The sequence below is a fragment of the Marmoricola endophyticus genome, assembly GCF_014644415.1.
GTDB lineage: Bacteria > Actinomycetota > Actinomycetes > Propionibacteriales > Nocardioidaceae > Marmoricola > Marmoricola endophyticus.
Genome location: NZ_BMKQ01000001.1, coordinates 1,915,326 through 1,941,700 on the forward strand (window position 1 = coordinate 1,915,326; position 26,375 = coordinate 1,941,700).

The following is a 26,375-nucleotide window of genomic DNA, read 5'->3' on the forward strand; positions in this document are numbered from 1 at the left end:
CGGCAGCCCGGCGACCGCGGCGGGAGGCAGCGGGGTGATCACGCTCAGCGCCGCTGGGCCTGGATCAGCGACATCGCCTCGGCCCGGGTCGCCGACGCGGTCATCTGCCCGCGCACGGCGGAGGTGATCGTCCGAGCTCCGGCCTTGCGCACCCCGCGCATCGTCATGCACAGGTGCTCGGCCTCGATCACCACGATCACGCCCTGCGCCTCCAGGATCTCCACCAGCGCGTCCGCGACCTGCGTGGTCAGCCGCTCCTGGACCTGGGGCCGCCGGGCGTAGACGTCGACCAGCCGGGCCAGCTTGGACAGCCCGGTGATCTTGCCGTTCGGGTTGGGGATGTACCCGACGTGCGCCACCCCGGTGAAAGGCACCAGGTGGTGCTCGCACATCGACCACAGCTCGATGTCCTTGACCAGCACCATCTCCTCGTGACCGAGGTCGAAGACGGTGGTGAGGACGTCCTCGGCCCGCTGGTGCAGGCCCCGGGTCATCTCCTCGTACGCGCGCGCGACCCGGGCCGGGGTGTCCCGCAGACCCTCGCGGTCGGGGTCCTCACCGATCGCGAGGAGCAGCTCGCGCACGGCCGCCGCGGCACGCTCGTGGTCGTACTCCTTCGCCGCGACCATCGGGTCGCTGACCGGCCCGATGGACGACGTCATCGCGGCGTCACTCCGGTGCGTTCCCGGACTCGCGGGAGCTGCCCGGGTACGGCGACTCGCCGTGCGAGTCGGCTCCGCCCGGACCGGGCGGGGTCAGCACGACGCCGCCCTCCTCCGGCTCCGAGCCGTTGACCCCGTTGGACGAGGCCGCGATCACCTTCGCGGGGATCTCCACCGGCGGGATGGCCGAGGGGATGCGGTCCGGCGACCCGGTCCACGCCGGTCGGGCGTCGCGCTTGTGCAGCGGCTCGAAGATCGCCGCCACGGCCGCCTTGTCCAGCGTCTCGTGCTCCATCAGGTTCAAGACGAGATCGTCGAGGACGGCGCGGTTCTCCTCGAGGATGTCGAAGGCCTCCTGGTGCGCGCCGGTGATCAGCGCCTTGGTCTCCTCGTCGACCATCGCGGCGACGTCCTCGGAGTAGTCGCGGCTGTGCCCCATGTCGCGGCCCAGGAACGGCTCGGAGCTGGAGTCGCCCAGCTTGATCGCACCGAGGCGCTCGGTCATGCCGTACTGGGTGACCATCGAGCGGGCGAGCGAGGTGGCCTTCTCGATGTCGTTCCCGGCGCCGGTCGTCGGGTCGTGGAAGACCATCTCCTCCGCCGCGCGGCCGCCGAGCATGTAGGCGAGCTTGTCCAGCAGCTCCGAGCGCGTCTGGGAGTACTTGTCCTCGTCGGGCAGCACCATCGTGTAGCCCAGCGCCCGACCGCGCGGCAGGATCGTGATCTTGTGCACCGGGTCGGAGCCCGGCAGCGCCGCGGCGACCAGCGCGTGGCCGCCCTCGTGGTAGGCGGTGATGAGCTTCTCCTTCTCGCTCATCAGGCGGGTCCGCTTCTGCGGGCCGGCGATGACCCGGTCGATGGCCTCGTCCATCGCCGCCTTGTCGATCACCTTGTTGCCGTTGCGGGCGGTGAGCAGGGCGGCCTCGTTGAGGACGTTGGCCAGGTCGGCGCCGGTGAAGCCGGGCGTACGACGGGCGACGCTGGTCAGGTCGACGTCCTCGGCCATCGGCTTGCCGCGCGCGTGGACGCCGAGGATCTGCTCGCGCCCGGCCAGGTCGGGGGCGTCGACGCTGATCTGCCGGTCGAAGCGGCCCGGGCGCAGCAGCGCCGGGTCGAGGATGTCGGGACGGTTCGTGGCCGCGATCAGGATGACGCCGCCACGGACGTCGAAGCCGTCCATCTCGACCAGGAGCTGGTTCAGGGTCTGCTCGCGCTCGTCGTGGCCGCCGCCCATGCCGGCGCCGCGGTGGCGGCCGACGGCGTCGATCTCGTCGATGAACACGATCGCGGGGGCGTTCTCCTTGGCCTGCTCGAACAGGTCACGGACCCGCGAGGCACCGACGCCGACGAACATCTCCACGAAGTCGGAGCCGGAGATCGAGTAGAACGGCACGCCGGCCTCACCGGCGACCGCGCGGGCCAGCAGCGTCTTGCCCGTACCGGGCTGGCCGTAGAGAAGGACGCCCTTGGGGATCTTGGCGCCGACCGCCTGGAACTTCGCGGGCTCGGAGAGGAACTCCTTGATCTCGCCGAGCTCCTCGATGGCCTCCTCGCAGCCGGCCACGTCGGCGAAGGTGGTCTTCGGCATGTCCTTGCTGATCGTCTTGGCCTTGGACTTGGCGAACTGCATGACCCGGCCGCCGCCGCCCTGCATGGAGTTCATGAACCAGAAGATGACCAGCAGGATCAGCACGATCGGCAGGAAGCTGACCAGCAGGGTGCCGATCACGCTGCCCTTGGCCAGGTCGCCGTTGTACGACTCGATCTTGTTGTCGTCGATCTGCTTCTGGACCTCGTCGACCAGACCACGCTGCGTGCCGGCGACCCAGATGGCGCTGACCTTCTTGCCGTTGTCGAGGGTCGCGTCGATCTTCTGGTCGCCGCCGACGAAGGTGATCTTGTCGACCTGGCCGGAGGTGATGTAGCTGCGCATCGTCGAGGTCTTGACCTCTTCGGGGCCGCTGCTCGAGGAGACCAGCTGCAGCAGCAGCAGGACCCCGGCCACGGCGACGACGACCCACAACCACGGGCTACGGACGAAGCGCTTCACGTTCACCTACTCCGGCCCCGTGACTGGACTGTCGCCCGGGACCCCTCTGGGAGAAACCGACGGTACACGGATCGAAGAACGTTCGAACCCGCCGGTCGCGTTCCCGGAACCGGCGTTCACCCGTGGCGAACAGCCCTCGGGGTGGGCCGGGGAGCCTCCCGTGGAGCCCTCAGGAGTAGACGTGCGGCGCCAGCGTGCCGACGTCGCGCAGGTTGCGGTAGCGCTCGGCGAAGTCGAGGCCGTACCCGACGACGAACTCGTCCGGGATGTCCCACCCGACGTACGCCACGTCGAGGTCGACCTTGCCGGCCTCGGGCTTGCGCAGCAGGGTCGCCACGCGGACGGACCTCGGGTTGCGCGAGGACAGGTTGGAGACCAGCCAGCTCAAGGTGAGCCCGGTGTCGATGATCTCGTCGACGATGAGCACGTTGCGGCCCGAGATGTCGGTGTCGAGGTCCTTGAGGATCCGCACCACACCCGAGGACTTGGTGCCCGAGCCGTACGACGACACCGCCATCCAATCCATCTCCAGGTGCCGGTCCAGCGCCCGGGACAGGTCGGCCATCACCATCACCGCCCCGCGGAGCACGCCGACCAGGAGCAGGTCCTCGCCCTCGTAGTCGGCGCGGATCCGCGCCGCCATCTCGGCCAGCTTGTCCTGGATCTCCGCCTCGGTGAAGAGGATCTCGACCAGGTCACCCTCGACGTCGGCTGCGTCCATGCCCGGCAGCCTTGCACACGTGGCCGCCCCCGGCGTCAGCGACCGGTGAGCAGGCCGACCGCCGCGGCCATGGCGGCCAGGCACAGCGCGATCACGAGCGTGCAGGCCAGGATGCCGACCGCCAGCCCGGCGACGCTGGTGGGCATCCGTCGCGACCACGGTGATGCCTCGGACGCCTCGGACGCCTCGGACGCCTCGGGCTCGTCCAGAGTCGAAGGGTCGTCGTCACTCGGCACGCGCGACAGCATGCCAGCGGCGTGTGTGCGGCAGGATGGCCGCGTGAAGCTCCTCCGACGGTTCGGTGTCGAGGCCCTCGGCTGGCTGCTCGTGGTCGTCGGCATCGCTGCCCTGGTGCTGCCCGGGCCGGGCCTGCTCGCACTGTTCGCGGGCATGGCGCTGCTGTCCACGCAGTACGAGTGGGCCGAGCGCCGCCTCGAGCCGGTCAAGCGCGCGGCGCTGCGCACGGCGGCCGACGGCGTGGCCACGGTCCCCCGGATCGTCGCCTCCTGCCTCGGGGCCGTCGCCCTCGCCGCCGTCGGGGTCGTCTGGGGCCTGCACCCGCCGAGCCCGTCGTGGTGGCCGCTGCCGGAGAAGTACTGGCTGCTCGGCGGCTGGGGCACCGGCGCCACCCTGATCGCCTCCGCCCTGATCGCGGCCGCGACGATCGTCTACTCGGTGCGGAACTTCCGCGGGAAGTCCGAGGCCGAGCAGGAGCGGGTCATCGACGCCGCCGTCGAGCCCGACTGACGGCCTCGCGGACACCTCGCCGGCCCTCGACGCGCTCGCTGGCGCTCGCTGCTCGACCACCTCAAGCGCGACCACCCGGGTGGTCGAGCCCGACTGACGGCCCCGCGGACACCTCGCCGGCCCTCGACGCGCTCGCTGGCGCTCGCTGCTCGACCACCTCGAGCGCGACCACCCGGGTGGTCGAGCCCGACTGACGGCCCCGCGGACACCTCGCCGGGTCTCGACGCGCTCGCTGCTCGGCCACCTCGAGCGCGACCACCTGGGTGGTCGAGCCCGACCGAGCGCCAGCGAGGGAGGACGTCGAGACCACCGCGCGCGCCCCTAGTCGGCCAGGGCCCGGATCCGGGCGTCGAGGGCGCGACGGTCCGAGCGAGGGACGCGGGCCTCGACGACCTCGATGCCGCCGTTCGGCGAGGCGAGCGCCTGCTGCAGCTCGGGCAGCGACTCGACGCGCCAGTGCGGGGTGCGGCTGGCGGCGCACAGCGCGGCGAGGTCGGTGCCGTGGGGGGTGCCGAAGAGCCGCTCGAAGGCGGCCGCGTACTCCGGCGCGCCCTGCTCGAGCCCCGCGAAGATCGAGCCGCCGTCGTCGTTGACCACCACGACGGTCAGGTCCGGGCGCGGCTCGCCGGGACCCAGGACGAGCGCCCCGGCGTCGTGGAGGAACGTCACGTCGCCGATCAGCGCGTACGTGTGTGCGTCGGGGCGGCTCAGTGCCACCCCGACCGCCGTCGAGACCGTCCCGTCGATGCCCGCCAGCCCGCGGTTGGCCAGCACCTTGCGGCGCTCTCCCACCGGGTGCGCACGCCCGACGAGGTCGAGGTCGCGCACCGGGTTCGAGGCGCCGACGACGAGCTGGTCGCCCGGGCGGAGGGCGCGGCTGACCTCGCGGGCGACCGCGTGCGGGCCCAGCCCGTGGGTCGCGGCCTCGGTGTCGACGAGCGCGTCGAGACGTCGTACGACCTCGGCGTCGCGCCCGCGCCACTCGCCGAGCCAGGCGGGGTCGTCCGGGTCGGCGACCAGCGTGACCTCGGGCCCGACCTCCACGGCCACCGGGTGGGGGCGGCGGGGCCACCGGCCCCGGGCGCGCACCGAGACCACCTCGACGTCGTCGCGCGCCAGCAGCCGGGTGACCGGCCGGGAGAGCGTCGGGTGGCCCAGGACCACGACGCGCTGGACACGCGCACCGAGGTCGGTGGCCAGCAGCAGGCGGTACGCCCGGATCGCGTGGTCGCCGGTCCGCGAGCCGCTGGACGGCTCGGCCAGCAGCGGCCAGCCGGCCCGCTCGGCCAGCCGCCGCCCGGCGGGACCGGCGTCGTCCCCGGCGACGACGACGGTGCGGGGCCCGAGCCCGAGCACCTCCCGGTGCGACGCCTGCTCGTCGGGCCGCTCCGGGTGGGACGGCTCCGGGACCCAGCCGAGCGCGTCGGGGACGAGCGGCTCGGCGAGCTGCACGTTGAGGTGGGTCGGGGCGTCGCGGGCGATCGTCAGGTCGGCGAGGTCCTCGGGCGCGGCCACGTCCACCGTCGGGGCGGCGTCGGCGTACATCCCCACCTGCAGGGTCGTCTGGTTCGCGCCGGTGCCGCGCAGCGCCGCCGGACGGTCGGCGGTCAGCGCGACGAGGGGGACACCGGCGTGGGCCGCCTCGAGGACGGCCGGGTGCAGGTTCGCCGCGGCCGTGCCCGAGGTGCACAGCACCGGCACCGGGCGGTGCGACCCCTTGGCCAGGCCGAGCGCGAGGAACGCCGCGGTCCGCTCGTCGGTGCGCGTGTGCAACCTCAGCCGGCCCGCCCGCTCAGCGTCGTACGCTGCGAAGGCCAGCGGCGCGCTGCGCGAGCCGGGGCACAGCACGAGGTGCTCGACGCCGGCGTCGAGCAGCCGGGTGAGCACGGCTCGGGCCAGGCCGGTGGCGTCGGCGGCGTCGGGGGCGCTCACACCAGGTCCTCGACGGCGGCGAGCCGCTCGGTCCAGTGCGCGGTGCGCTCCGGGTCGGCCGCCAGCCGCCGCAGCGCGGCCGGGTCGGGCACGGGCCGGCGGACCGGCAGCGCCCCGTCGACCGGGAGCAGCGGGTCGGCGACGAGGTCGTCGGTGAGCAGCTGCACGGTGGCGAGGCCGCAGGCGTACGGCAGCTCCGGCAGCGCCGCCGCGAGCGCGACGCCGGCGGCGATCCCGACCGAGCTCTCCAGCGCGCTGGAGACGACCACCGGCAGCCCGATGTCCGCCGCGATCCTCAGGCACGCCCGGACCCCGCCCAGCGGCTGCACCTTGAGCACGGCGACGTCCGCGGCGGCGAGGTCGCGCACGCGGTACGGGTCCTCCGCCCGCCGGATCGACTCGTCCGCCGCGACCGGGACGTCGACGAGTCGACGCACCGCGGCGAGGTCCTCGACGGACGCGCACGGCTGCTCGACGTACTCCAGCCCGCCGGCCGCCCGGTCCAGGGCGCGGACCGCCTCGACGGCCGCGTCGACGTCCCACCCGCCGTTGGCGTCGACCCGGACCCGCCCGTCGGGCCCGAGGGCGTCACGGACCGCCTCGACGCGGGCGAGGTCGTCGCCGAGCGTCTGGCCGGGCTCGGCCACCTTGACCTTGGCGGTCCGGCACCCGCCCGCCGCCACGATCCGGTGCGCGCGGTCGGCGCCGGTCGCGGGGACGGTGACGTTGACGGGGACGGTGTCGCGGACCGCCTCCGGCCACGGCTCGTACGCCGCCTCGCGCGCCGCCTGGAGCCACGGCGCGGCGACGGGGGCGTCGTACTCCAGGAAGGGCGAGAACTCACCCCATCCCGCCGGCCCCTCGAGCAGGACGCCCTCGCGGACGGTGATGCCGCGGAAGCGGGTGCGCATCGGCACCGACCACACGTGCACGCTCACGCCCCCACCAGCTCCCGCAGGCGCTGGCGGTCGGTCTTGCCGTTGGCCAGGAGCGGGAGCGCGTCCACGCGACGCACCTCGCGCGGCGCCCACGTGCGCGGGTGCTCGGCCGCGACCCAGTCGCGGGCGGCACCGAGGTCGAGACGACCGACGACCACGGCGACCACGCGCTCGCCCCACTCGGGGTCGGGGACGCCGAGCACCTCGGCCGTCTCGACGTCCGGGTGCTCGCGCAGTCTCCGGGCGACGGCCGCGGCCGGCACCTTGACCCCGCCGGTGTTGACGACGTCGTCCACGCGACCCAGGACGCGCAGCCGTCCGTCGGGCTCGATCTCGGCGAGGTCGGAGGTGCGGAACCAGCCGTCGACGAGGGTCTCGGCGGTGAGAGCGGGGTCGGCGTCGTAGCCGTCGAAGAGCGTGGGCCCGCCGACGAGCAACCGTCCGGCAGCATCGGTCCGCAGCCGCACCCCGTCGAGCGGGTAGCCGTCGTACACGCAGCCGCCGGCCGTCTCGCTGGAGCCGTACGTCGTCACCACCCGTACGTCCGCGGCCTCCGCCCGCGCACGGAGCGCGGGGTCGAGCGAGGCGCCGCCCACGAGGACGGCGTCGTACGACGCGAGCAGCGCGGCCTCGTCGGGGTCGGCGAGCATCCGGACCAGCTGCGTCGGCACGACCGAGACGTAGCTGCGTGTCTCGTGGCGCGTCAGCGACTCGTCGGGCGCCGCGCCGGCGAGCAGGGCGCGGACCACCACCTGCACCCCGGCCACGTACGACGACGGCAGCAGCAGCGTCCACAGCCCGGGTCCGCCGAGCCGCTCGTGGGTCGCGGTGGCGGACGCGACCACGGCGTCCCGGGACAGCGCGACCCGCTTGGGCCGCCCGGTCGAGCCGGACGTCTCGATCAGCAGCGGCGCGGGGGCCTCGGCGACCAGCCAGTCGCCCAGCAGCCCGACCACCTCGGCGGTCGCCCCCACGACCGGACGCAGACCCGCGCGCTCACTCACCCTGCGAGGCTAGTCGCGCCTCCCGGTGACAGAATCGCGCCCCGTGGCGACGACGGCGCAGTGGATCGAGGGTGCGCGTCCGCGCACGCTGCCGGTGGCGGTCGCGCCGGTGCTGGCGGGTACGGCGGTCGCGGCGTACGCCGGCGACCCGGTCTGGTGGAAGGCCGTCCTGGCGCTGGTCGTCTCCCTGGCCCTGCAGGTGGGCGTCAACTACGCCAACGACTACTCCGACGGGATCCGCGGCACCGACGACGAGCGGGTGGGCCCGCTCCGGCTGGTCGGGTCCGGCGTCGCCTCGCCCGGGCACGTCAAGGCCGCGGCGTTCGCCTGCTTCGGCGTCGCCGCCGTCGCCGGCCTGGTGCTCGCGGTCGCGACCGCGTGGTGGCTGGTCGTCGTCGGGGTGCTGTGCATCGTCGCCGCCTGGTACTACACCGGCGGGTCGACGCCGTACGGCTACCTCGGCCTGGGCGAGGTGATGGTGTTCGTGTTCTTCGGGCTGGTGGCCGTGGGCGGGACGACGTACGTCCAGCTCGCCGGCACCGGCCGCTCCCCCTGGACGGCGACGCTGGCGGCAGCGGTCGCGATCGGCGCCCTGGCCTGCGCGATCCTCGTGGCCAACAACCTGCGCGACATCGACTCCGACACGGTGGTCGGCAAGCGCACCCTCGCGGTGCTGCTCGGCGACCGCCGCACCCGGACGCTCTACGCCGCGCTCGCCCTCCTCGCCCTCGCCGGCGTGGTCGTGCTGGCGGCGGTCACCTCGTGGTGGGCGCTGCTCGGCCTGGTCGGTCTGCTCCCCGTCGCCCGCGCGACGCGCACCGTGCTGCGCGGCGCGCGCGGCCGCACCCTGATCGCCGTCCTCGCACAGACCGGCGCCGGCGACCTGCTGCTCGGCGTCGGGGTCTTCGTGGGGCTGCTCGTCGCCTGACCCGGGCCGCGGCAGGGTGGAGCCGTGGAGCTGACCCTCGACGAGCTGCGCGCCGTGACCGGCTACGCCCTTGCTCGGGCCGAGCGGGTGCTCCCGGTCTTCGAGGCGAGCCGCTCCGACGACCACCGACCGCGTCGCGCGCTCGACGCCGCGGCGGCGTTCGCCGCCGGCGGACGTCGTACGGCACTGCTGCGCACGAGGGCCGCGGACGCCCTCCGGGCCGGCCGCGAGTGCCCCGACGAGGCAGCGGCGCTGGCCGCCCTCGCGGCGGGGGACGCGGCCGCGTCGGCGTACCTGCACCCGCTCGCTCACGCGACCCAGGTGCCGCACCTCCTGCGCTCGGCGGCACTGGCGGTGCGGGTCGCGGAGCTGACCGACGGGGCCTCGGTAGACGAGGCGCTGCGCGACGCGAGCGACGCGGCCGGGCCGGTCGTGCGGGAGGTGCTGCGGCGCTACCCGGGGCCCCCGGACGGCGGCGGCCGCACCGGGGCGCTGGTACACACGCTGGACGCGTTGCTGCGCTGAGTCAGCCGGTCGGTGCCGGCGGCGGGTCACCGCCGGTGTCGCCACCCTCGCCCTGCTGCTTGCGGTGGGCGTCGCGACGGCGCTCCCAGTCCAGCTGGCGCAGGAAGTCCTCGTCGTCGTCCGGACCGACGGGCCCGCGCGGACCGGCCGGCTGCTGCGGACCGTCGTTGCGCCGGTTGATCGCCCAGAACACGGCATAGATCACGGCCGCGAGGAGGAGGATCACGAACAAGAACCGGACCACGCGAGAAGACTAAGCACCCCGCCCAAGGGGTGTCAGGCGACCGCGGTGGGGCGCGTCCGTACGCTCGGAGGCGTGAAGGCGTTCTGGAGCTACACCCTCATGCGCATCGGCCTGTTCGTGGCCTCGTTCGCCGTCGTCTGGGGCGTGTACGCGATCGTCGCCGACCGGATCAACCTGATCGTCGTGGTCCTCCTGGCCGCCGCGATCTCCGCGGTCGCCTCGTGGAAGCTGCTCGAGGGCCCCCGTGAGCGGCTCGCCGAGAACGTCCAGGCCCGGGCTTCTCGCGCCACCGAGCGCTTCGAGGAGATGCGCTCGAAGGAGGACGCGGACTGAGCGGTCGCGCGGCTCGGAGGTCGACGTACCTACCGGCGCGGGACCGGCCAAGAGGAGCGTTGCGACCGCGCCGGTGCTCTCGTTGGGTACGTCGAGCTACGACCAGCGCCGCGTCGTGCGGCGCCAACGGAGGGCGGGCCTAACCCCCGACGCTGCGGACGATCAGCTCGGCGGCGTACGAGTGCTGGCTGCCGGCACCGAAGAAGAAGTTGATGCCGACGAAGTTGAACCACAGCGTCGCCAGCCCGACGAGGGCGACGATCGCGGCGCGGCGGCCCTTCCACCCGGCCGTGGCGCGGGCGTGCAGGTAGCCGGCGTACACGACCCAGGTGATGAAGGCCCAGACCTCCTTGGGGTCCCAGCCCCAGTAGCGGCCCCAGGCGTACTCCGCCCAGATCGGGCCCGCGATCAGCGCCGCGAAGGTCCACACGGGGAACGAGAAGGCGTGCCAGCGGTACGCCAGCCGGTCCAGCGCGTCGAGGCTCGGGATCGAGGCGAGCCAGCCCCGCGCGGTGCCGTGCTTGGTCTGCGAGCGGTCCTTGACGAGGTAGAGCGCCGAGCAGATGCCGCCCATCGTGAAGGCGCCGGTGGCGGTGATCGCCGCCAGCACGTGGATGACCAGCCACGGCGACTGCAGCGCGTCGCGCAGCGGCACGACGGGCTCGTACAGGAACAGCACGTCGACCATCAGCACGACGAGCACGAAGACCGACAGCACGGGCGCGAGCCAGGCCAGCTTGAAGCGCTTGTACGTCACGAGGAACAGCGCCACGACCACCCAGGTGGCGGTCAGCGTGAACTCGTACATGTTGCTCCACGGCACCCTGACCGGGTCCGCGGCCAGGCCGCGGGTGACCAGCGCGAGCAGGTGGATCACGGCGGCGACGACGGTCAGCGAGACCGCGATCCGCTTCCACAGGTCGGCGCGGTCCGACCCGCCACCGACGGTGTCCTGCGCCGGAGGGTCGGCGACCGCGACGCCCCCGGCCGTTCCGGTCGACACGGCCGCCGGCGTGGCGGCGGCGACCTCGCGCGGGCGGGTCACCCAGGCGGCGAGGTGGGACAGGAACACGAGGAAGTAGACGAACGCGCAGGCGGCGACCGCCTGGTTGCTGAGGACTTCGAACTGGTCGTGGCTCACGTGCTCTCCTCGCGTTCTCCGGACGTGCCCGCCGTCGCTGCCGCGGGGTCGAGCTCGCGCTGCAGCCGGTCGAGCGCACCGGCCAGGTCACCGCCGCTGGAGCGGTCCAGCCCGGCCAGCGTCACGATCGTACGGTCCCCCTCGCGGCGGGTGCGCAGCCAGACCCTGCGGGGTCGGATGAACAGCGACCCGCACAGCCCGATCAGCGCCAGGATCGTGCCGCCGAGGGCGACCCCGGTCCCCGGGGTGCTGCTCACCTGCAGCCGCACGAACCGGCTCAGCCCGTCGAAGGTCACGCTGCCCAGCCCGTCGGGCAGCTGCTTCGTGGCCCCCATCGGCAGGTCGATCCGCAGCGGCTTCCCGTCGGCGTCCCGGATCGGCTTGAGCCCCTTCTTGTCCAGGGAGTACACCGACTGCGGGTCGCCGGAGTCCAGGCCGAGGTCGCCCTCGTAGGCGAGCATCGAGATCGCCGGGTTCTTCGCGTCCGGGTAGGCCGAGAACGGACCGGTCGCCTGCGTGAAGGCGTACGTCGGGTAGAACTCCCCCTCGAGCCCGATCTGCTCGGGCAGCGCGTCTGCCGCCTTGACCACGCCGAAGGACCGGAAGTCCGCGCTCTCCGGGAGGAAGACCGTCGACTTCGGCGTCACGACGTTGCCCTCACCGTCACGGACCGTGATGTGCGGGGCGTAGCCGTGCCCGATCAGGAAGACCTTGGTGCCGTCGACGTTCAGCGGCTTGTTCACCCGGATCCGCGTGTCCGTCTCCGCGGCGGTCGGCGAGGACCGCACCCCGAGGTCCGCGACGAACTTCTGCGCCGACCCGGCTCCACGGCCCTTGGTGATGAAGCGGACGTCGAACTTCTTCACGTCCACGGTGAACGGCTTGAGCGAGCCGGCCGAGAAGAGGGCGCCGGGATCGAAGTCGTCGTACTGGCTCACCGAGTTGGAGAACCCGTCGCCGGTCACCACGATCACGCCGCCCTTGAAGCCGAGCAGCGCGCCCCAGGCGAAGCCGACCAGCACGACGAGGATCGCCAGGTGGAAGATCAGGTTGCCGGCCTCGCGCATGTAGCCGCGCTCGGCGGAGACCACGCCGGCGGCGTCGTCACCGCGCACGCGGTAGCCGAAGTCCTTGCCGACCACCCGGCGGGCCCGCTCGAGGAAGGTGCCCTCGTCGTCGGGCACCTCGAAGACCCGGTGCTCCGGGAGCCGTTCCAGGCGCCGGGGCGCGGAGGGCGGCTGCGCGCGGGCGGCGCGCCAGTACACCTTCGTCCGCGGCAGGATGCAGCCCACCAGCGAGATGGTGAGCAGGACGTAGATCGCGGCGAACCACGGCGAGGCGTAGACGTCGAACAGGCCGAGCTTCTCGTAGATCGGCGTCAGCGAGGCGTGGTCGGTCTTCCAACGGGCCACGCGCTGCGGGTCCACGCCCTCCTGGGGTACGACGCTGCCGGGCACGGCGGCGAGCGCGAGGAGGAACAGCAGGATCAGCGCGGTCCGCATCGAGGTGAGCTGGCGCCACGCCCAGCGCGCCAGCGCCACCGGTCCGAGGTCGGGCGGCAGCGGCTCGGCCTGCCGGTCGACGCGCTCGGTGACGTCGGTCATCAGATCCCCGGGGTGTAGCCGACGAGGAACGACGCCTGCATCCACGCGATCATCGCGTCCCAGGCCCCGGTCACGAGCAGGACGCCGACCACGACGAGCAGCCCGCCGCCGATCCGGGTCACCCAGGCCTGGTGGCGGCGCACGACCCGCAGCGCGCCGAGGACCTTGCGCCAGGCCAGCCCGGCGACGACGAACGGCACGCCGAGACCGAGGCAGTAGGCGAACGCCAGCACCGCTCCGCGCGTCGGCGAGGCGTCGTTGATCGACAGCCCCAGGACGGCGCCCAGGGTGGGGCCGACGCAGGGGGTCCACCCCAGGCCGAAGATCACGCCGAGCAGCGGCGCGGCGGCCAGTCCGACCGCAGGCACGCGGTGGATGCGGACGTCGCGCTGCAGCAGCGGCACCAGGCCCATGAAGGCCAGGCCCAGCAGCACGATGACGACTCCGGAGACCACCGAGATCGCCCGCTGGTGCTCGATCAGCAGGTCGCCGACACCGCCGAGCGCGGCGCCGAGCGCGACGTAGAGCACTGCGAAGCCGAGCACGAACAGCAGTCCGCCCAGCACCATCCGACCCCGCTTGGCGCTCTCCAGGTCCGCACCGGACAGGCCGGTCGCCCAGGACAGGTAGCCGGGCAGCAGGGGCACCACGCACGGCGAGAGGAACGACACGAGCCCGGCGAGCATGGCGACCGGGACGGCGAGCAGCAGCGTCCCGGAGTACGCGATGCCGGCGAAGTCCTGCCCGATGTCCAGCGGGGTCATCCGGCGTCCTGCACCAGCTCGGCCAGCGTCCGCGCGGTCGGGACCGCGCCGACGACGGTGGCCGCCAGCCGACCCTTCGAGTCGATCACCAGCGTGCTCGGGATGGAGACGGAGGCGGTACGGCCGGGGGTACGGAGCAGGCTGCGCCCCGTGGGGTCGTAGAGCGAGGGGTAAGGGACCTCGAAGCGCCGCTCGAACGCCTTCGCCTGGTCCTGCGCACCGGAGTCCCGGATGTTGATCCCGAGGAAGGCCACGTCCTCGCCCAGCCTGCGCTGCGCAGCGACGAGGACCGGCGCCTCCTTGCGGCAGGGCGCGCACCACGACCCCCAGGTGTTGACCACCGCCGGTCGGCCGGCGGCGTACGAAGCCAGTCGCAGCTGCTTGCCGTCGAGCGTCTCGCCCTCGATCGTTCCGATCGGCTTGCGGTCCGACGGGGAGACCTGCGAGATGCTGCCCGTGCCCGTGACGTAGCCCTTGACGCCCGTGCCGTCGGTCCCGCAGGCGACCAGGACCGGCGCCAGCAGCAGGCCGGCGGCGGCAGCGAGGAGGCGGCGGGAGGCGATCATCGGGGGCCGTCCACCTCCGCCTCGGCGGCCTCCTCCTGCTCGCTGCCCGGCGCGACGCCGGGCAGCATCTCGCCGGCACCGCCGGAGGAGAAGTTCGCCCGCCGGTCGGCGACCGGGATCAGGTCCGCGGCGGGCTCGGCGTAGCCGACCGCGACCACGTCCGTGCCGTCCTCGCCGCCGAAGACGACGGAGGTGACGCTGCACAGCGTGCACTGGCGACTGCGTGGGTCGTGCCAGAGCCGGCGGCCCTCGGCGTGCAGCCGGCACACCCACACCGGCAGCTGGTGGGAGACCAGGACGGCTTCGTGCCCCTCGGCGGCGGCGCGCGCGTCGAGGACCGCGGCCCACATCCGGGCGGCGACCTCGTCGTACGCCTCGCCCCACGACGGGCGGAACGGGTTCCACAGCTTCGGCCAGGCCTGCGGGTTGAGCAGCAGCCCGCGGCGGATCGTGAAGCGAGCGCCCTCGAAGAAGTTCTCCGACTCGATGATCCGCTCGTCGGTGCCGATCTCGAGCCCGAGCAGCGCGGCGAGCGGACCCGCGGTCTGCTGCGCGCGCTCCAGGGGCGACGCGGTCACCGCGACGACGTCACGGGTGGCCAGCGCCTCACCGACCCGGTCGGCCATCGCCTCGCCGCGGCGGGAGAGCCGGTAGCCGGGCGCCCGGCCGTACAGGACACCGTGCGGGTTGTAGACCTCGCCGTGGCGGACCAGGTGGACCGTCGTGCCGGGGGCGCTCACGAGGCGGAGGCCCGGGCCGCGGCCTCGGCGGCGGCCGGCAGCGCGTCGACGACCTGCTGCACGTCGGCGTCGGTGTGCGCGGCGGAGACGAACCAGCACTCGAAGGCGCTCGGCGGCAGGTGGACGCCCTGGTCGAGCATCGAGTGGAAGAACGCGGCGTACGCCGGGACGTCCTGCTCGCTCGCACCGTCGAAGTCGACGACCTCGTCACGGCCGGTGAAGAACACGCTGAACATGCTCGAGTCGTGCTGCACCAGGTGGGGTACGCCGGCGGCGGTCAGCGCTTCGTGCGCGGCGCCCGAGATCGCCGAGGACACCTCGTCGAGGCGGGCGTACACCGAGTCGTCGGCCAGGCGCAGCGTGGCGAGCCCGGCTGCCGTGGCGACGGGGTTCCCCGACAGCGTGCCGGCCTGGTAGACGGGACCGTCCGGCGAGAGCACCGACATCACGTCGGCGCGTCCACCGAAGGCCGCGGCCGGGAAGCCGCCGCCCATCACCTTGCCGAAGGTCATCAGGTCCGGCGCCCAGCCCTCGACGGCCCCGTCGAGGCCCCACTGGCCGCTGCGGCTGACCCGGAAGCCGGTCATCACCTCGTCGGAGAGGAACAGCGCACCGTGCCGGCGGCAGGTCTCGGCGAGGAAGCCGTTGAAGCCCGGCTCGGGCGGGACGACGCCCATGTTGCCGGGGGACGCCTCGGTGACCAGGCAGGCGATCTCGTCGCCGCGCTCGGTGAAGACCTTCTCGACCGCGGCCCGGTCGTTGTAGGGCAGCACGATCGTCGCCGCGGTCGCCGCCTCGGGAACGCCGGGCGTGCCGGGGATGCCGAAGGTGGCCAGCCCGGAGCCGGCCGAGGCGAGCAGCGCGTCGAGGTGGCCGTGGTAGCAGCCGGCGAACTTGACCACGAGCTCGCGCCCGGTGAACCCGCGCGCCAGGCGTACGGCCGACATCGTGGCCTCGGTGCCGGAGGACACCAGGCGCACCCGCTCGACCGGCGTCCGCCCGACGATCTCCTCCGCGAGCTCGACCTCGGTCCGCGTCGGGGTGCCGTACGACGTGCCGCGCCCGACCGCCGCCGTGGCCGCGGCGACCACCTCGGGGTGCGCGTGACCGAGCAGCATCGGCCCCCACGAGCCGACCAGGTCGACGTACTCGAGGCCGTCGACGTCGGTGAGCCGGGCGCCCTGCGCGTGCGCGATGAAGCGGGGAGTGCCGCCGACGGCGTGGAAGGCACGGACCGGGGAGTTGACCCCGCCGGGCGTGACCGCGCGGGCGCGCTCCATCAGCTCCTGCGACGCGACAGGATCGACGGGGCCGCGAGCGCCTGAGGGGGCAGCAGCGGATCCGGACACCTCAGCATTGTGTCCGTCGCCCCACGGGCAGCCAAACCCACCGGTGGGCAGAATGCCGTACTGGAGCGTAACCTCGGCCACACTCACGCGTTGACGTGACGAGGGTTACCCCTGGCGGAGGGGTAACGGGGAGAGCAACAGAAGGTAGTGCGGTCCATGGCATCGAAGAAGCTGACTCGTCGCCAGAAGGCGATGACGATCGTCCCGCTCGCCATCGTGTGCGGCGTCTGGACCGCGAGTCTCGGCGGCCTCGGCGCGGCGACCGCGGTGGACGCGAAGATCGAGCCGAAGCTCCCCGACGGCGCCTCCGTCCCGTCCGAGGCGATCCAGGCGCCGGCCAACGTCTCGCTGCCCGGCGTCGTCGCCCCCGGCGTGCCCAACGGCGCGACCGACTCGGTCGTCGACGGCGCCTCGACCAGCGGCATCCCGTCCGCGGCGCTGTCCGCCTACCAGCGCGGAGCCCAGATCATCGACTCCGCCGACACCACCTGCAAGATCCCGTGGGAGCTGATCGCGGCGATCGGCCGCGTCGAGTCCGACCACGGCCGCTACGGCGGCAACGTGCTGTCCGCCCAGGGCGTGAGCACGCCGGGCATCTACGGCATCCCGCTCGACGGCACCAACGGCACCATCAAGGTGCCCGACACCGACGCCGGCCAGCTCGACAAGGACCCGGTCTGGGACCGCGCCGTCGGCCCGATGCAGTTCATCCCCAGCACCTGGTCCTCGGTGAAGGTCGACGCCGACGGCGACGGCCAGCGCAACCCCCAGGACATCGACGACGCCTCGCTCGCGACCGCCGTCTACCTCTGCTCCGGCTCCGACGACCTGTCGACGACCGCCGGCCAGCGCGCGTCGGTCTACCGCTACAACCACAGCCAGTCCTACGTCGACCTCGTGCTGCGGCTGATGCAGGCGTACTCCCAGGGCGACTACACGGCCGTCCCGAACAGCACCACCTCCGGCTCGCTGTACTCGCTGACCAGCGAGGGCGGGACGACGTCGTTCGGCAGCGGCAGCAGCAAGGCCGGCGCCAAGGGCGGCAAGGCCGGCAAGGGAGCGACCGGCGGCGGCTCCGGTAAGGCTGGTACCCCCGGGACGGCAACGGCGCCTGGTTCGTCGGCCACAAGCCCGAGCAGCCCGAGCAGCCCGGCGGGTCCTAGCGGCCCGAAGGGCCCCAGCGACAATCCCACCAAGAAGGCCGGCGATGCCACCAAGAAGGCGGTCGAGAACGCGACCAACGGCTTGAAGAAGACCGTCGACGACACGATCAGCGATCTGAAGGCCCAGTCGCTGTGTATTGGCGCGAACAAGCAGATCGAGAATTTCCCCAAGTTGTTGAGTCAGTGCGTGGCGGATTTGACGGTCAAGACCCTGTCCGACGCGACCGCCAATGCTCGAAGCGTGGTTGGGACACTTCTCGAAGACGTGCTCGGACTCGGCGGCATCCTCGGCCGAAACAGCTGACCTCGACCACCGGAGGTCGAGCAGCGACCGAGCGCTAGCGAGGGAGCGGTCGTCGAGACCGGCGACCGTACGCCTTGAGGCGACCTCAGCCCAGCGCGTCCCTCACCAGCCGGTCCGACAATCCACGCACCCACGCCCGCGCGGCGGGGTCGTCGGCCTGGGGGTCGGGGTCGGCGATCTCCTGCCCGTCGAAGTACCGCCCGCTGACGTCGTCCAGGTCGGCGTCGGCGACCAGGCGCCAGACGGCGTCGAGGCCCTCCTCGAGCGTGCTCTGGGCGGGCAGCTCGGTGTCGCGGACCATGGTGGTGTCCATCATCGTCGCGGGGTGGACCGCGTTGACGCTGACGCCGGTGCCGACGAGGTCGGCGGCGAGGTCGAAGGTGGCCATCACCTGGGCGAGCTTGGCGCGGCGGTACGCCTTCAGGCCGCTGTAGCCGCTCTCCGTCAGCGGGTCGTCGGGGTCGAGCGCGAGCTGACCGGCCGAGGCGACCTGCACGACCCGGGAGGGGGCGCTGGTCTCCAGCAGCAGCCGCAGGCGCTGGGCCAGGTGGTAGCCGGCGAGGTGGTTCACCGCGAACCGCAGCTCGATCCCGTCCTGGCTGGTCTCACGGGGCGCGTCGGGCGGGCCGAAGCCGACCCCGGCGTTGCTGACCAGGCAGTGGAGGGCGTCGTACTCCGCGATCACGGCGGAGGCGAGGGCGTCCACCTCGCGCAGCGACGCGAGGTCGGCCACCACGGTGTCGATCGCGACGCCGTGCTCCCGGTCGACCTCCTCGACGAGGTCGGCCAGCTTGCGCGGGTCGCGCCCGTGCGCCACGACCAGCGCCTGGTGCTCGGCCAGCCGGTGCACCAGCGCCCGGCCGAGGCCGTCGGTCGCGCCGGTCACCAGGACGGTCTGCTCGCTCAGCTCTCGCACGGTGCCGAGGCTAGCGGCGCCTCAGCGGCGGGGCAGCACCACGGCGGGTACGGGCGAGTGCCGCAGGATCCGGGTCGCCGTCGAGCCGAGGAAGACGCTGGCCACCTGGCTGTGCCGGCTTGAGCCGACCACGAGCAGGTCGCCGTCGGCCCACTCGACACCGTCCAGCGCGGAGGACCAGCGCTCCCCGGTGACCAGCCCGGCGCCGGAGACGGGGACCGGGTGGTCGCCCGACGAGAGCGCGGCGCGGACCTCGTCGTGGGTCTCACGGACCTGCGCGCGCCAGGCGTCGTACACGCCCTGGTCGGCCAGGGCGCCGAGGGCAGAGCGGCGACTCGGCCGGACGCCGAACGTCACCACCTCGATCTCGGCTCCCAGCCGCTCGGCCAGGGCCCGCACCTTGGGCGCCAGCGCGACGTCGCCGCGAGTGGGCTCGACGGCGAGCACGATGCGGGTGAGCCGGTCACCGACCGGGTAGCCGCGGGGGGCGAGCGCGACGGGGACCTGCGACGAGTGCACCAGCCGGTCGGAGGTGGACCCCAGCGAGATCCGGCCGACGCTGCCGACCGACGCGGAGCCCACGACCAGCAGGTCCGCTCCCCGACGGGCACCCTCCTCGGCCAGGGCGGCCGGCACCGAGCGGCCCGAGCGGACCACCTCGGTGACGGCGACGTCGTCGGGCAGCTCCGCGCGGGCCTCGGCGATCGCCTCGCGCGCGGTCTCGGTGAGGTACGTGCGCCACTCCGCCCCCACGTCGTGGCCGTCGCGCAGGGTCGGGGTGTCGTAGGAGTCCTGCACCACGCAGCACAGCACGAGCGAGTCGTCGGTCGAACGGGCCAGCCGGGCCGCGAGGTTGAGCCCGGACCGGCTGCGCGACTCCGGCCCGAAGCCGAGGACGACGCCGCTCATCGCCGGCTGCCCGCGGTCTCGCCGCGGCCGACGCGGGAGTGCCGCATGCCGTAGGCGAAGTAGACGACGAACCCGAGCAGCAGCCAGACCAGGAACCGCAGCCAGGTCTCCACCGCCAGCGACGCCATCAGGCCCACGCAGCTGAGCACCGACAGCGGCGCCACGACCGCGACCAGCGGGGTCCGGAAGGGACGCTTCATCTCGGGCTGGGTACGACGCAGCACGAGCACCGCGACCGACACCACGACGAACGCGAACAGGGTCCCGATCGAGACCATCTCCGAGAGCACCGAGATGGGGATGAAGCCGGCGAGGACCGCCACCGCTGCGACGGTCAGCCCCGTCATCAGCACCGGGGTCCCCCAGCTGGGGTGGATCTTCTTGAACATCGGCGGCAGCAGCCCGTCGCGAGCGATCGCGAATCCGATCCGACCCATGGCGACCATGTCCACGAGGATCACCGAGGTCAGGCCGGCCACGGCCGCGACGCCGATGAGGATCCCGGCCCACCCCAGGCCCACCTGCTCGAAGACGTCGGCCACCGCGTCGCCCTCGGAGAGGTTCTTGTAGAACACCATCCCGGTGATCACCAGGCAGACGCCGACGTAGAGCAGCGTCGAGATGCCGAGGGTGCCGAGCAGGCCCAGCGGCATGTCCCGGGCGGGCTTCTTGGTCTCCTCGCCCAGGTTGGCGACGGCCTCGAAGCCGGAGTAGGCGAAGAACACGACGGCGGCGGCGACGAAGACGCCGGCGATGCCGTACGTGGCCGGGGAGATGCCGGAGACGAACTGCCACAACGGCGCCTTCAACGTCTGCGAGGCGTCGTCGTCCCCGGGCACCGCCTTGGGGATGAACGGCGAGAGGTTGCCGCCCTTGACGTAGAACGCGCCGGCGACGATCACGAAGAGGCAGACCGACACCTTGATCACGACCAGGCCGTTGGTGACCCACTTGGACTCGCGGATCCCGCGCAGGGCGACGTACCCGAGCACCAGGGTGATGAAGATGGCGCCGACGTTGACGATCGACCCCTCCTCCGCGAACCAGGCCGTCGGCAGGTCGAACACACCCGCCAGGTAGCCCGACCAGCCGCGGGCGACCACGGCCGCGCCGAGCGCGAACTCGAGGATCAGGTCCCAGGCGATGATCCAGGCGAAGATCTCGCCGATCGTCGCGTACGCGTAGGTGTAGGAGCTCCCCGCCGTCGGGACCGCCGAGGCCAGCTCGGCGTAGCACAGTGCGGCGAGCAGGCTGACGAACCCGGCGATGAGGAACGAGATGACGATCGCCGGACCGGCGTTCTCCTTCGCCTGCAGACCGGTCAGGGTGAAGATGCCGGTCCCGATCACGATGCCGATGCCGAAGCCGATGAGGTCCTTGGTGGTGAGGTTCTTCTTGAGCTGGCCGTCACCCTCCTCGGGATCGGCGTCGTTCTGGTGGATGACCTCGTCGACGCTCTTGGTCCGGGTCAGGGACGACAGGAAGCTCATCGCTGAAGATTAGGGCAGCCCGAGGGCCCGGGCGAGTGCCGCCACACCGACCCCGAGCAGGACGACGCCGAGGAAGGGCACCCGCAGGGCCAGCGCCGCGGCGGCGACGCCGAGCGCGAGGAGCCGCGAGTCGAGCGCCAGATCGGTGCCGTCCGCCACGGTGTTGGTCGCGGTCAGTGCGGCGAGGAGCCCGACCGTGACCGCACCGGCCACGTGCAGGGCGCGCGGGTTCTCCACCACGCGGAGCGGGACGAGGAAGCCGGCCAGCTTCACGACGTACGCCGTCGCGCAGGCCGCCAGCAGCCACCCCCAGCTCACGAGCGCACCCAGCCGATCGCGGCGGCGACCACCGCGGCGAGAAGGATCGGCAGGCCGGCCGGCAGCACGGGCACGGCGACCACGGTGACCAGCGCGCAGACCACCGCGACGGCCCAGCCGTCCCGGTCGACCAGCTTCGGCCAGAGCAGGGCCAAGAAGGCCGCGGCCGCTGCCGCGTCCAGCCCCCAGCGCCGGGGGTCGCCGAGGGCGTCGCCGGCGACGGCGCCGAGCGCCGTGAAGAGGTTCCACAGCAGGTAGACGCCCAGACCGGCGGCCCAGAAGCCGCGCCGCTGCTCGTCCGGGTCGTCCTGCGACACCGACGTCGCGGTGGACTCGTCGATGGTCAGCTGGGCGGCGACCAGCCGTCGCCAGCCACGGGGGCGGAGCATCGCGCCGACCTGGACGCCGTAGACCGCGTTGCGCAGGCCGAGCAGCGTCGCCGCACCGTACGCCGTCACCGGTGCGCCACCGCCTGCCACCACCCCGACCAGCGCGAACTGCGAGCCGCCGGTGAACATCAGGAGGCTCAGCGCGCAGGTCTGCGCGACGCTCAGCCCGGCGGTGACGCCGAGCGCGCCGAAGGAGACGCCGTACAGGCCGGTCGCGGTCGCGACCGCGAGGCCGGTACGGGTCGCGGGGCTCGAGCGCACGAGGTCGACGGCGGACACACGTCTAGGCTGAGGGGATGAACAACGTTCGTCAAGATGAACGAAACGATCATCTCACCGAACAGACCGTGGCGTCCCGGATCGGCGCGGCCGTCCACGCCCACCGCACCGCGGCCGGGATGAGCCTCTCCGAGCTGGCCCGGCGGGCCGACGTCGCCAAGTCCGGGCTGTCCCAGCTCGAGTCCGGCCGCGGCAACCCCGGCGTGGAGACCGTGTGGGCGCTGGCGACCGCCCTCGGTGTGCCGTTCTCGGCGCTGATCGACCCCACCGAGCCGGAGGAGACGCTGGTCCGCGCCGGCGAGGGCGAGGCGACCCGCGCGGACGCGGCGACGTACGCAGCGGTGGTGCTGTCCCACTCCCCCGCCGGCGTGCGCCGCGACCTGTACCGCATCGACGCCGAGCCCAGCCCGGCCCGCGTCTCCGACCCGCACGCCGGCGGCACCGTCGAGCACGTCGTCGTGGTCACCGGCCGCGCCCGGGTGGGCCGCACGGAGGACCCGGTCGAGCTGGGCGCGGGCGACTACCTGCGCTACCCCGGCGACGTCCCCCACCTGTTCGAGGCGCTCGAGCCCGGCACCAGCGCGGTCCTCGTCTCCCAGCAGGTGTAGCGGTGCTCGCGCGGCGCGTTCACCGCACCGGGTCTCGACGCGCTCGTCGCTAGCGCTCCTCGCTGCTCGACCACCTCGGTGGTCGAGGTGGTTGAGCAGCGACGAAGGAGCGCGTCGAAACCACCGTGCCCGCCCCGCGAGCGGGCGTCAGCGCGGCAGGAGCCGCTGGGCCGCCTCGAGGGCCCAGTACGTCAGCACCAGGTCGGCGCCGGCCCGACGGATCGACGTCAGCGTCTCCAGGATCGCGGCGTCACGGTCGATCCAGCCGTGGGCGGCGGCGCCCTCGACCATGGCGTACTCCCCGGAGATGTTGTACGCCGCCACCGGCACGTCGACGGCCTCGCGCACGGCGGCGATCACGTCGAGATACGCCAGCGCGGGCTTGACCATCACCATGTCGGCACCCTCGGCGACGTCGAGCAGCGCCTCGCGCACGCCCTCGCGGCCGTTGGCCGGGTCCTGCTGGTACGTCTTCCGGTCGCCGGTCAGCGAGGAGTCGACGGCCTCGCGGAACGGGCCGAAGAAGGCCGAGGCGTACTTCGCGGAGTACGCCAGGATCGCCGCGTCCGTGTGGCCCGCGGCGTCGAGCGCCGCCCGGATCCGGCCGACCTGGCCGTCCATCATCCCCGAGGGGCCGAGCACGTGGGCGCCGGCGGAGACCTGCGCGAGGGCCATCGCGGCGTACACCTCGAGCGTCGCGTCGTTGTCGACCGTGCCGTCCTCGGCGAGGACACCGCAGTGCCCGTGGTCGGTGAACTCGTCGAGGCACAGGTCCGCCATCACGGTCAGCTCGTCGCCGACCTCGGCGCGGACGTCGGCCAGCGCGAGGTTGAGGATGCCGTCGGGGTCGATCGCACCGGAGCCGGTGGCGTCCTTGCGCTCGGGCACCCCGAACAGCATGATTCCGCCGAGCCCCGCCTCGGCCGCCTCGGCAGCGGTCCGGCGCAGCGTCTCCCGCGAGTGCTGGACCACGCCCGGCATCGACGAGATCGGCACCGGCCGGTCGGCGCCCTCGCGGACGAACGCCGGCAGGATCAGCTGGGCGGGGCGGACGTGGGTCTCGGCGACCGAGCGCCGCAGCGCGGGCGTACGGCGCAGCCGCCGCGGCCGGACGGCCGGGAAGGAACCCTGGTCAGCGGGCATTCAGGAGCTGGCCTTGCGCCGCGCCGCCGGGCGTCGCTCGGACGGCTTGGTGACCGGCTGCCCGGCCTCGACCATCTCCTCGCGGCGGGCCCCGGCGAAGTCGGCGAGACCGTCGACGAGCTCCTCCACCGACGGCGAGGACGCCATGACGTCCACCCGCAGGCCGTGCTCCTCGGCGGTCTTGGCCGTCGCCGGCCCGATCACCGCGATCACGGTCGAGGCGTGCGGCTTGCCGGCGATGCCGACGAGGTTGCGCACGGTCGAGGACGAGGTGAAGACCACCGCGTCGAACTTGCCGGTCTTGATCGCGTCGCGCACGGGCGCGGCCGGCGGAGCGGCGCGGACGGTGCGGTACGCCGTCACGTCGTCGGCCTCCCAGCCGAGGTCGACCAGCCCGGCGACGAGGTTCTCCGTGGCGATGTCCGCACGCGGCAGGAACACCCGGTTGATCGGGTCCAGCACGTCGTCGTACGGCGGCCAGTCCTCCAGCAGCCCCGCAGCGCTCTGCTCGCCCGACGGGACGAGGTCGGCGCGGAGCCCCCAGGCGGCGATCGCGTCGGCGGTCTTGTCGCCGACAGCGGCGATCTTCAGCCCGGAGAAGGCGCGGGCGTCCAGGCCGTACTCCTCGAACTTCTCGCGCACCGCCTTGACCGCGTTGACCGAGGTGAACGCGATCCACTCGTAGCGGCCCTCGACCAGTCCGCGCACGGCCTTGTCCATCTGCTGGGGGTTGCGCGGCGGCTCGACCGAGATCGTCGGCACCTCCTCGGGCACCGCGCCGTAGCCGCGGAGGCTGGCCGACAGCGCGCCCGCCTGCTCCTTGGTCCGAGGCACGAGGACCCGCCAGCCGAACAGCGGCTTGGTCTCGAACCAGGACAGCGTCGGGCGCAGGTCGACGACGTGGCCCACGACCGTCACCGCGCGGGTCGGCAGCTGGCTGCCGGCGGTGTCGGCGACCAGGTGGCCGAGGGTGGACACGATCGTCTCCTGGCCGGTGGTGGTGCCCTCGGCGGTCACGGCGACCGGGGTGTCGGCGTCGCGACCGGCGGCGACGAGCTTGTCGGCGATGGTGGCCAGCTGCTCGCCCGCCGCCAGGACGACGAGGGTGTCGTGGTGGGCGTGGGCGGCCCAGTCGACGCCTCGGTCGCCGGCGGAGACGACGACGAACTCGCGGTGGTCCTTCGAGGTCACCGGGATCCCGGCGTAGGCCGGCACGGCCGTCGCCAGCGAGACGCCCGGCACGACCTCGAAGCCGATCCCGGCCTTGACGACCTGCTGGGCCTCCTCCGGGGAGGAGCCGTGCACGAACGGGTCGCCGTTGACCAGCCGGACGACCTTGCGACCGGCCTTGGCCGCCTTGACGACGACCTTGGCCCGCTGCGCGCGGGTGAGCGGCTGGCCGTCCTCGCCGAAGCTGGCGTCGACCAGCTCGGGGCCGCCCTCGGCCGACCCGACGAGCGACTGCACCAGTGCGACGTGCTGGGGGTTGTCGGTGACGACGACCTCGGCGCCCCGCACGAGCTCGACGGCGCGCACGGTCAGCAGGTCGGGGTCGCCCGGGCCGCTGCCCACGAAGGAGACCCAGCCGCGGGTCGTCGGGGGGGTCTGCTGGTTCTTGGTCACGTCACTGCCTCGCTGGGAGTCGGGTGCCCGTGCGGGCCTGTCTCGTCGTCCTGCATGAGCTCGGCGGCGCCCTCGCCGAGCATCTCGGTGGCCAGGTCGTGCCCGACCCGGCCGGCGTCCTGGGTCGGGCCCGAGCCCGAGCGGCGTACGGCGACCGCGCCGTCGTGGGACAGCGCCACCGCGCGCACCCACAGCTCCTCGCCGTCCTCGCCCTCGACCACCTCGGCGAGCGCGCCGACGGGTGCGGAGCAGCCCGCCTCGAGCCCGGCCAGCACCGCACGCTCGGCGGTGACGGCGGCCCGGGTGCGCGGGTCGTCCAGGTGGGTGCGGAGCTCCTCGGCCAGCGGGTCGTCGGCCCGGCACTCGACCGCGAGCGCGCCCTGCCCCGGTGCCGGCAGCACCTGAATCGGGTCGAGCAGCTCGGTCGCCTCGGGGGCCCGGCCGAGCCGGGAGAGCCCGGCGTGGGCGAGGACGACACCGTCCAACTCGCCGCTGGCCACCTTGTTGATCCGGGTGTCCACGTTGCCGCGGACCCCGACCAGCTCCAGACCGAGCCCGAGGGCGTGGATCTGGGAGACCCGCCGCGGGGAGCCCGTACCGACGACACTGCCGACCGGGAGCTCGCCGAGGGTCATGCCGTCGCGCGCCACGAGCACGTCCCGCGGGTCCTCACGAGGGGGTACGGCGGCGACCTGCAGGCCCTCGGCGGGCGCGGTCGGGAGGTCCTTGAGCGAGTGCACCGCGACGTCGACGCGGCCCTCGAGCAGCGCCTCGCGCAGCGCACCGACGAACACGCCGGCACCGCCCATCGAGGCCAGCGGCGCCGAGGACGCGTCCCCCTCGGTGCGGATCTCGACGAGCTCGACCTCGCGGCCGGTCGCCGCGGCGAAGGCGTCGGCCACCTGGCCGCTCTGGGTCCGGGCGAGCAGCGAGCCGCGCGTGCCGAAGCGAACAGCAGCGCGCTGCGTCTGTGTCCCACTCATGC

27 protein-coding genes are annotated in these 26,375 nt (G+C 73.4%); 6 read left to right on the top strand and 21 right to left on the bottom strand.

All coding sequences use genetic code 11. The features are described 5' to 3' along the window. Positions 1-44 precede the first annotated feature (44 nt). The 3 genes from folE to hpt form a co-directional block, all read right to left on the bottom strand. Positions 45-629, bottom strand: coding sequence for a GTP cyclohydrolase I FolE (folE, locus tag IEX42_RS09350; protein ID WP_229660970.1), 585 nt, complete (start codon positions 627-629; stop codon positions 45-47). 40 nt (positions 630-669) lie between these two features. Beyond that, positions 670-2,718 carry an ATP-dependent zinc metalloprotease FtsH gene (gene ftsH, locus IEX42_RS09355; protein WP_188779526.1) on the bottom strand — a complete coding sequence of 683 codons (2,049 nt, stop codon included), beginning with the start codon at positions 2,716-2,718 and terminating at the stop codon, positions 670-672. Positions 2,719-2,881: 163 nt separating this feature from the next. Further along, positions 2,882-3,433, bottom strand: a complete 552-nt coding sequence (hpt, locus tag IEX42_RS09360) for a hypoxanthine phosphoribosyltransferase (RefSeq protein ID WP_188779527.1) — start codon at positions 3,431-3,433, stop codon at positions 2,882-2,884. Positions 3,434-3,712: 279 nt separating this feature from the next. Here hpt and IEX42_RS09365 point away from each other — a divergent pair, with 279 nt between their 5' ends. Further along, positions 3,713-4,180 (top strand): PGPGW domain-containing protein, encoded by a 468-nt coding sequence (locus tag IEX42_RS09365; RefSeq protein WP_229660746.1) that lies wholly within the window; start codon positions 3,713-3,715, stop codon positions 4,178-4,180. A gap of 321 nt (positions 4,181-4,501) precedes the next feature. Here the strand turns inward: IEX42_RS09365 and menD are convergent, their stop codons facing one another. From menD to IEX42_RS09380, 3 genes are read right to left on the bottom strand one after another with little or no spacing between them, the layout of a single operon-like run. Next, positions 4,502-6,112, bottom strand: coding sequence for a 2-succinyl-5-enolpyruvyl-6-hydroxy-3-cyclohexene-1-carboxylic-acid synthase (gene menD, locus IEX42_RS09370; protein ID WP_188779529.1), 1,611 nt, complete (start codon positions 6,110-6,112; stop codon positions 4,502-4,504). Next, positions 6,109-7,050 (bottom strand): o-succinylbenzoate synthase, encoded by a 942-nt coding sequence (locus IEX42_RS09375; protein ID WP_188779530.1) that lies wholly within the window; start codon positions 7,048-7,050, stop codon positions 6,109-6,111. Before IEX42_RS09375 ends, menD begins: the two co-directional genes overlap by 4 nt. Continuing rightward, positions 7,047-8,054, bottom strand: coding sequence for an AMP-binding protein (locus tag IEX42_RS09380; protein WP_229660747.1), 1,008 nt, complete (start codon positions 8,052-8,054; stop codon positions 7,047-7,049). Before IEX42_RS09380 ends, IEX42_RS09375 begins: the two co-directional genes overlap by 4 nt. A gap of 43 nt (positions 8,055-8,097) precedes the next feature. Here IEX42_RS09380 and IEX42_RS09385 point away from each other — a divergent pair, with 43 nt between their 5' ends. Further along, positions 8,098-8,982, top strand: a complete 885-nt coding sequence (locus tag IEX42_RS09385; RefSeq protein WP_188779531.1) for a 1,4-dihydroxy-2-naphthoate polyprenyltransferase — start codon at positions 8,098-8,100, stop codon at positions 8,980-8,982. A gap of 24 nt (positions 8,983-9,006) precedes the next feature. Further along, positions 9,007-9,507 carry a putative immunity protein gene (locus IEX42_RS09390; protein WP_188779532.1) on the top strand — a complete coding sequence of 167 codons (501 nt, stop codon included), beginning with the start codon at positions 9,007-9,009 and terminating at the stop codon, positions 9,505-9,507. 1 nt (position 9,508) lies between these two features. Here IEX42_RS09390 and IEX42_RS09395 read toward each other — a convergent pair whose 3' ends face one another. Next, positions 9,509-9,751 carry a hypothetical protein gene (locus IEX42_RS09395; RefSeq protein ID WP_188779533.1) on the bottom strand — a complete coding sequence of 81 codons (243 nt, stop codon included), beginning with the start codon at positions 9,749-9,751 and terminating at the stop codon, positions 9,509-9,511. A 72-nt stretch (positions 9,752-9,823) separates the two neighbouring features. On the opposite strand from IEX42_RS09395, the gene IEX42_RS09400 reads away from it, so the two are divergent. Continuing rightward, positions 9,824-10,084 carry a DUF4229 domain-containing protein gene (locus IEX42_RS09400; protein ID WP_188779534.1) on the top strand — a complete coding sequence of 87 codons (261 nt, stop codon included), beginning with the start codon at positions 9,824-9,826 and terminating at the stop codon, positions 10,082-10,084. Between the two features lie 139 nt (positions 10,085-10,223). On the opposite strand, the gene ccsB is transcribed toward IEX42_RS09400, so the two are convergent. Genes ccsB through hemL form a run of 6 tightly spaced genes read right to left on the bottom strand, consistent with a single transcriptional unit; the run spans position 10,224 to position 16,179 of the window. Then, positions 10,224-11,225 carry a c-type cytochrome biogenesis protein CcsB gene (ccsB, locus tag IEX42_RS09405; RefSeq protein ID WP_188779535.1) on the bottom strand — a complete coding sequence of 334 codons (1,002 nt, stop codon included), beginning with the start codon at positions 11,223-11,225 and terminating at the stop codon, positions 10,224-10,226. Then, positions 11,222-12,829: a cytochrome c biogenesis protein ResB gene (gene resB, locus IEX42_RS09410; RefSeq protein WP_188779536.1), complete on the bottom strand. Its 1,608-nt coding sequence runs from the start codon at positions 12,827-12,829 to the stop codon at positions 11,222-11,224. Before resB ends, ccsB begins: the two co-directional genes overlap by 4 nt. Continuing rightward, positions 12,829-13,593 carry a cytochrome c biogenesis CcdA family protein gene (locus IEX42_RS09415; protein WP_188779537.1) on the bottom strand — a complete coding sequence of 255 codons (765 nt, stop codon included), beginning with the start codon at positions 13,591-13,593 and terminating at the stop codon, positions 12,829-12,831. The genes resB and IEX42_RS09415 overlap by 1 nt, the downstream gene beginning before the upstream one ends. Continuing rightward, positions 13,590-14,159, bottom strand: a complete 570-nt coding sequence (locus IEX42_RS09420; protein WP_188779538.1) for a TlpA family protein disulfide reductase — start codon at positions 14,157-14,159, stop codon at positions 13,590-13,592. The genes IEX42_RS09415 and IEX42_RS09420 overlap by 4 nt, the downstream gene beginning before the upstream one ends. Further along, positions 14,156-14,899 carry a histidine phosphatase family protein gene (locus IEX42_RS09425; RefSeq protein WP_188779539.1) on the bottom strand — a complete coding sequence of 248 codons (744 nt, stop codon included), beginning with the start codon at positions 14,897-14,899 and terminating at the stop codon, positions 14,156-14,158. The genes IEX42_RS09420 and IEX42_RS09425 overlap by 4 nt, the downstream gene beginning before the upstream one ends. Further along, positions 14,896-16,179, bottom strand: coding sequence for a glutamate-1-semialdehyde 2,1-aminomutase (hemL, locus tag IEX42_RS09430; protein ID WP_188779540.1), 1,284 nt, complete (start codon positions 16,177-16,179; stop codon positions 14,896-14,898). Before hemL ends, IEX42_RS09425 begins: the two co-directional genes overlap by 4 nt. Positions 16,180-16,404: 225 nt before the next feature. Here hemL and IEX42_RS09435 point away from each other — a divergent pair, with 225 nt between their 5' ends. Then, positions 16,405-17,715 carry a lytic transglycosylase domain-containing protein gene (locus tag IEX42_RS09435; protein WP_188779541.1) on the top strand — a complete coding sequence of 437 codons (1,311 nt, stop codon included), beginning with the start codon at positions 16,405-16,407 and terminating at the stop codon, positions 17,713-17,715. A gap of 85 nt (positions 17,716-17,800) precedes the next feature. On the opposite strand, the gene IEX42_RS09440 is transcribed toward IEX42_RS09435, so the two are convergent. The 5 genes from IEX42_RS09440 to IEX42_RS09460 are packed head-to-tail and all read right to left on the bottom strand — an operon-like array spanning position 17,801 to position 22,016. Further along, complete coding sequence (locus IEX42_RS09440) at positions 17,801-18,631, bottom strand: SDR family NAD(P)-dependent oxidoreductase (RefSeq protein ID WP_188779542.1); 831 nt, start codon at positions 18,629-18,631, stop codon at positions 17,801-17,803. 21 nt (positions 18,632-18,652) lie between these two features. Continuing rightward, positions 18,653-19,540 carry a universal stress protein gene (locus tag IEX42_RS09445; protein WP_188779543.1) on the bottom strand — a complete coding sequence of 296 codons (888 nt, stop codon included), beginning with the start codon at positions 19,538-19,540 and terminating at the stop codon, positions 18,653-18,655. After that, a complete protein-coding gene (locus IEX42_RS09450) occupies positions 19,537-21,030 on the bottom strand; it encodes an APC family permease (RefSeq protein WP_188779544.1) in 1,494 nt (497 codons plus the stop codon). Before IEX42_RS09450 ends, IEX42_RS09445 begins: the two co-directional genes overlap by 4 nt. Before the next feature lie 9 nt (positions 21,031-21,039). Beyond that, complete coding sequence (locus tag IEX42_RS09455; RefSeq protein WP_188779545.1) at positions 21,040-21,348, bottom strand: AzlD domain-containing protein; 309 nt, start codon at positions 21,346-21,348, stop codon at positions 21,040-21,042. Next, positions 21,345-22,016 carry an AzlC family ABC transporter permease gene (locus tag IEX42_RS09460; protein WP_188779546.1) on the bottom strand — a complete coding sequence of 224 codons (672 nt, stop codon included), beginning with the start codon at positions 22,014-22,016 and terminating at the stop codon, positions 21,345-21,347. The genes IEX42_RS09455 and IEX42_RS09460 overlap by 4 nt, the downstream gene beginning before the upstream one ends. A gap of 68 nt (positions 22,017-22,084) precedes the next feature. On the opposite strand from IEX42_RS09460, the gene IEX42_RS09465 reads away from it, so the two are divergent. Further along, positions 22,085-22,624: a helix-turn-helix domain-containing protein gene (locus IEX42_RS09465; RefSeq protein WP_229660748.1), complete on the top strand. Its 540-nt coding sequence runs from the start codon at positions 22,085-22,087 to the stop codon at positions 22,622-22,624. Positions 22,625-22,771: 147 nt separating this feature from the next. Here IEX42_RS09465 and hemB read toward each other — a convergent pair whose 3' ends face one another. Genes hemB through hemC form a run of 3 tightly spaced genes read right to left on the bottom strand, consistent with a single transcriptional unit; the run spans position 22,772 to position 26,373 of the window. Then, on the bottom strand, positions 22,772-23,767 hold the full coding sequence (hemB, locus tag IEX42_RS09470; protein ID WP_188779548.1) for a porphobilinogen synthase: 996 nt from the start codon (positions 23,765-23,767) through the stop codon (positions 22,772-22,774). Beyond that, positions 23,768-25,390, bottom strand: coding sequence for a bifunctional uroporphyrinogen-III C-methyltransferase/uroporphyrinogen-III synthase (locus IEX42_RS09475; RefSeq protein ID WP_188779549.1), 1,623 nt, complete (start codon positions 25,388-25,390; stop codon positions 23,768-23,770). Further along, a complete protein-coding gene (gene hemC / locus IEX42_RS09480; RefSeq protein WP_188779550.1) occupies positions 25,387-26,373 on the bottom strand; it encodes a hydroxymethylbilane synthase in 987 nt (328 codons plus the stop codon). Before hemC ends, IEX42_RS09475 begins: the two co-directional genes overlap by 4 nt. Positions 26,374-26,375 lie beyond the last annotated feature (2 nt).

What these genes read in the sequence shown, in the direction of transcription:
- hemB (WP_188779548.1), bottom strand. Translation starts at nt 23,767, where the DNA reads ATGCCCGCTGACCAGGGTTCCTTCCCGGCCGTCCGGCCGCGGCGGCTG.
- IEX42_RS09420 (WP_188779538.1), bottom strand. Translation starts at nt 14,159, where the DNA reads ATGATCGCCTCCCGCCGCCTCCTCGCTGCCGCCGCCGGCCTGCTGCTG.
- IEX42_RS09415 (WP_188779537.1), bottom strand. Translation starts at nt 13,593, where the DNA reads ATGACCCCGCTGGACATCGGGCAGGACTTCGCCGGCATCGCGTACTCC.
- resB (WP_188779536.1), bottom strand. Translation starts at nt 12,829, where the DNA reads ATGACCGACGTCACCGAGCGCGTCGACCGGCAGGCCGAGCCGCTGCCG.
- hpt (WP_188779527.1), bottom strand. Translation starts at nt 3,433, where the DNA reads ATGGACGCAGCCGACGTCGAGGGTGACCTGGTCGAGATCCTCTTCACC.
- folE (WP_229660970.1), bottom strand. Translation starts at nt 629, where the DNA reads ATGGTCGCGGCGAAGGAGTACGACCACGAGCGTGCCGCGGCGGCCGTG.
- hemL (WP_188779540.1), bottom strand. Translation starts at nt 16,179, where the DNA reads ATGGAGCGCGCCCGCGCGGTCACGCCCGGCGGGGTCAACTCCCCGGTC.
- hemC (WP_188779550.1), bottom strand. Translation starts at nt 26,373, where the DNA reads ATGAGTGGGACACAGACGCAGCGCGCTGCTGTTCGCTTCGGCACGCGC.
- IEX42_RS09445 (WP_188779543.1), bottom strand. Translation starts at nt 19,540, where the DNA reads ATGAGCGGCGTCGTCCTCGGCTTCGGGCCGGAGTCGCGCAGCCGGTCC.
- IEX42_RS09435 (WP_188779541.1), top strand. Translation starts at nt 16,405, where the DNA reads ATGGCATCGAAGAAGCTGACTCGTCGCCAGAAGGCGATGACGATCGTC.
- IEX42_RS09450 (WP_188779544.1), bottom strand. Translation starts at nt 21,030, where the DNA reads ATGAGCTTCCTGTCGTCCCTGACCCGGACCAAGAGCGTCGACGAGGTC.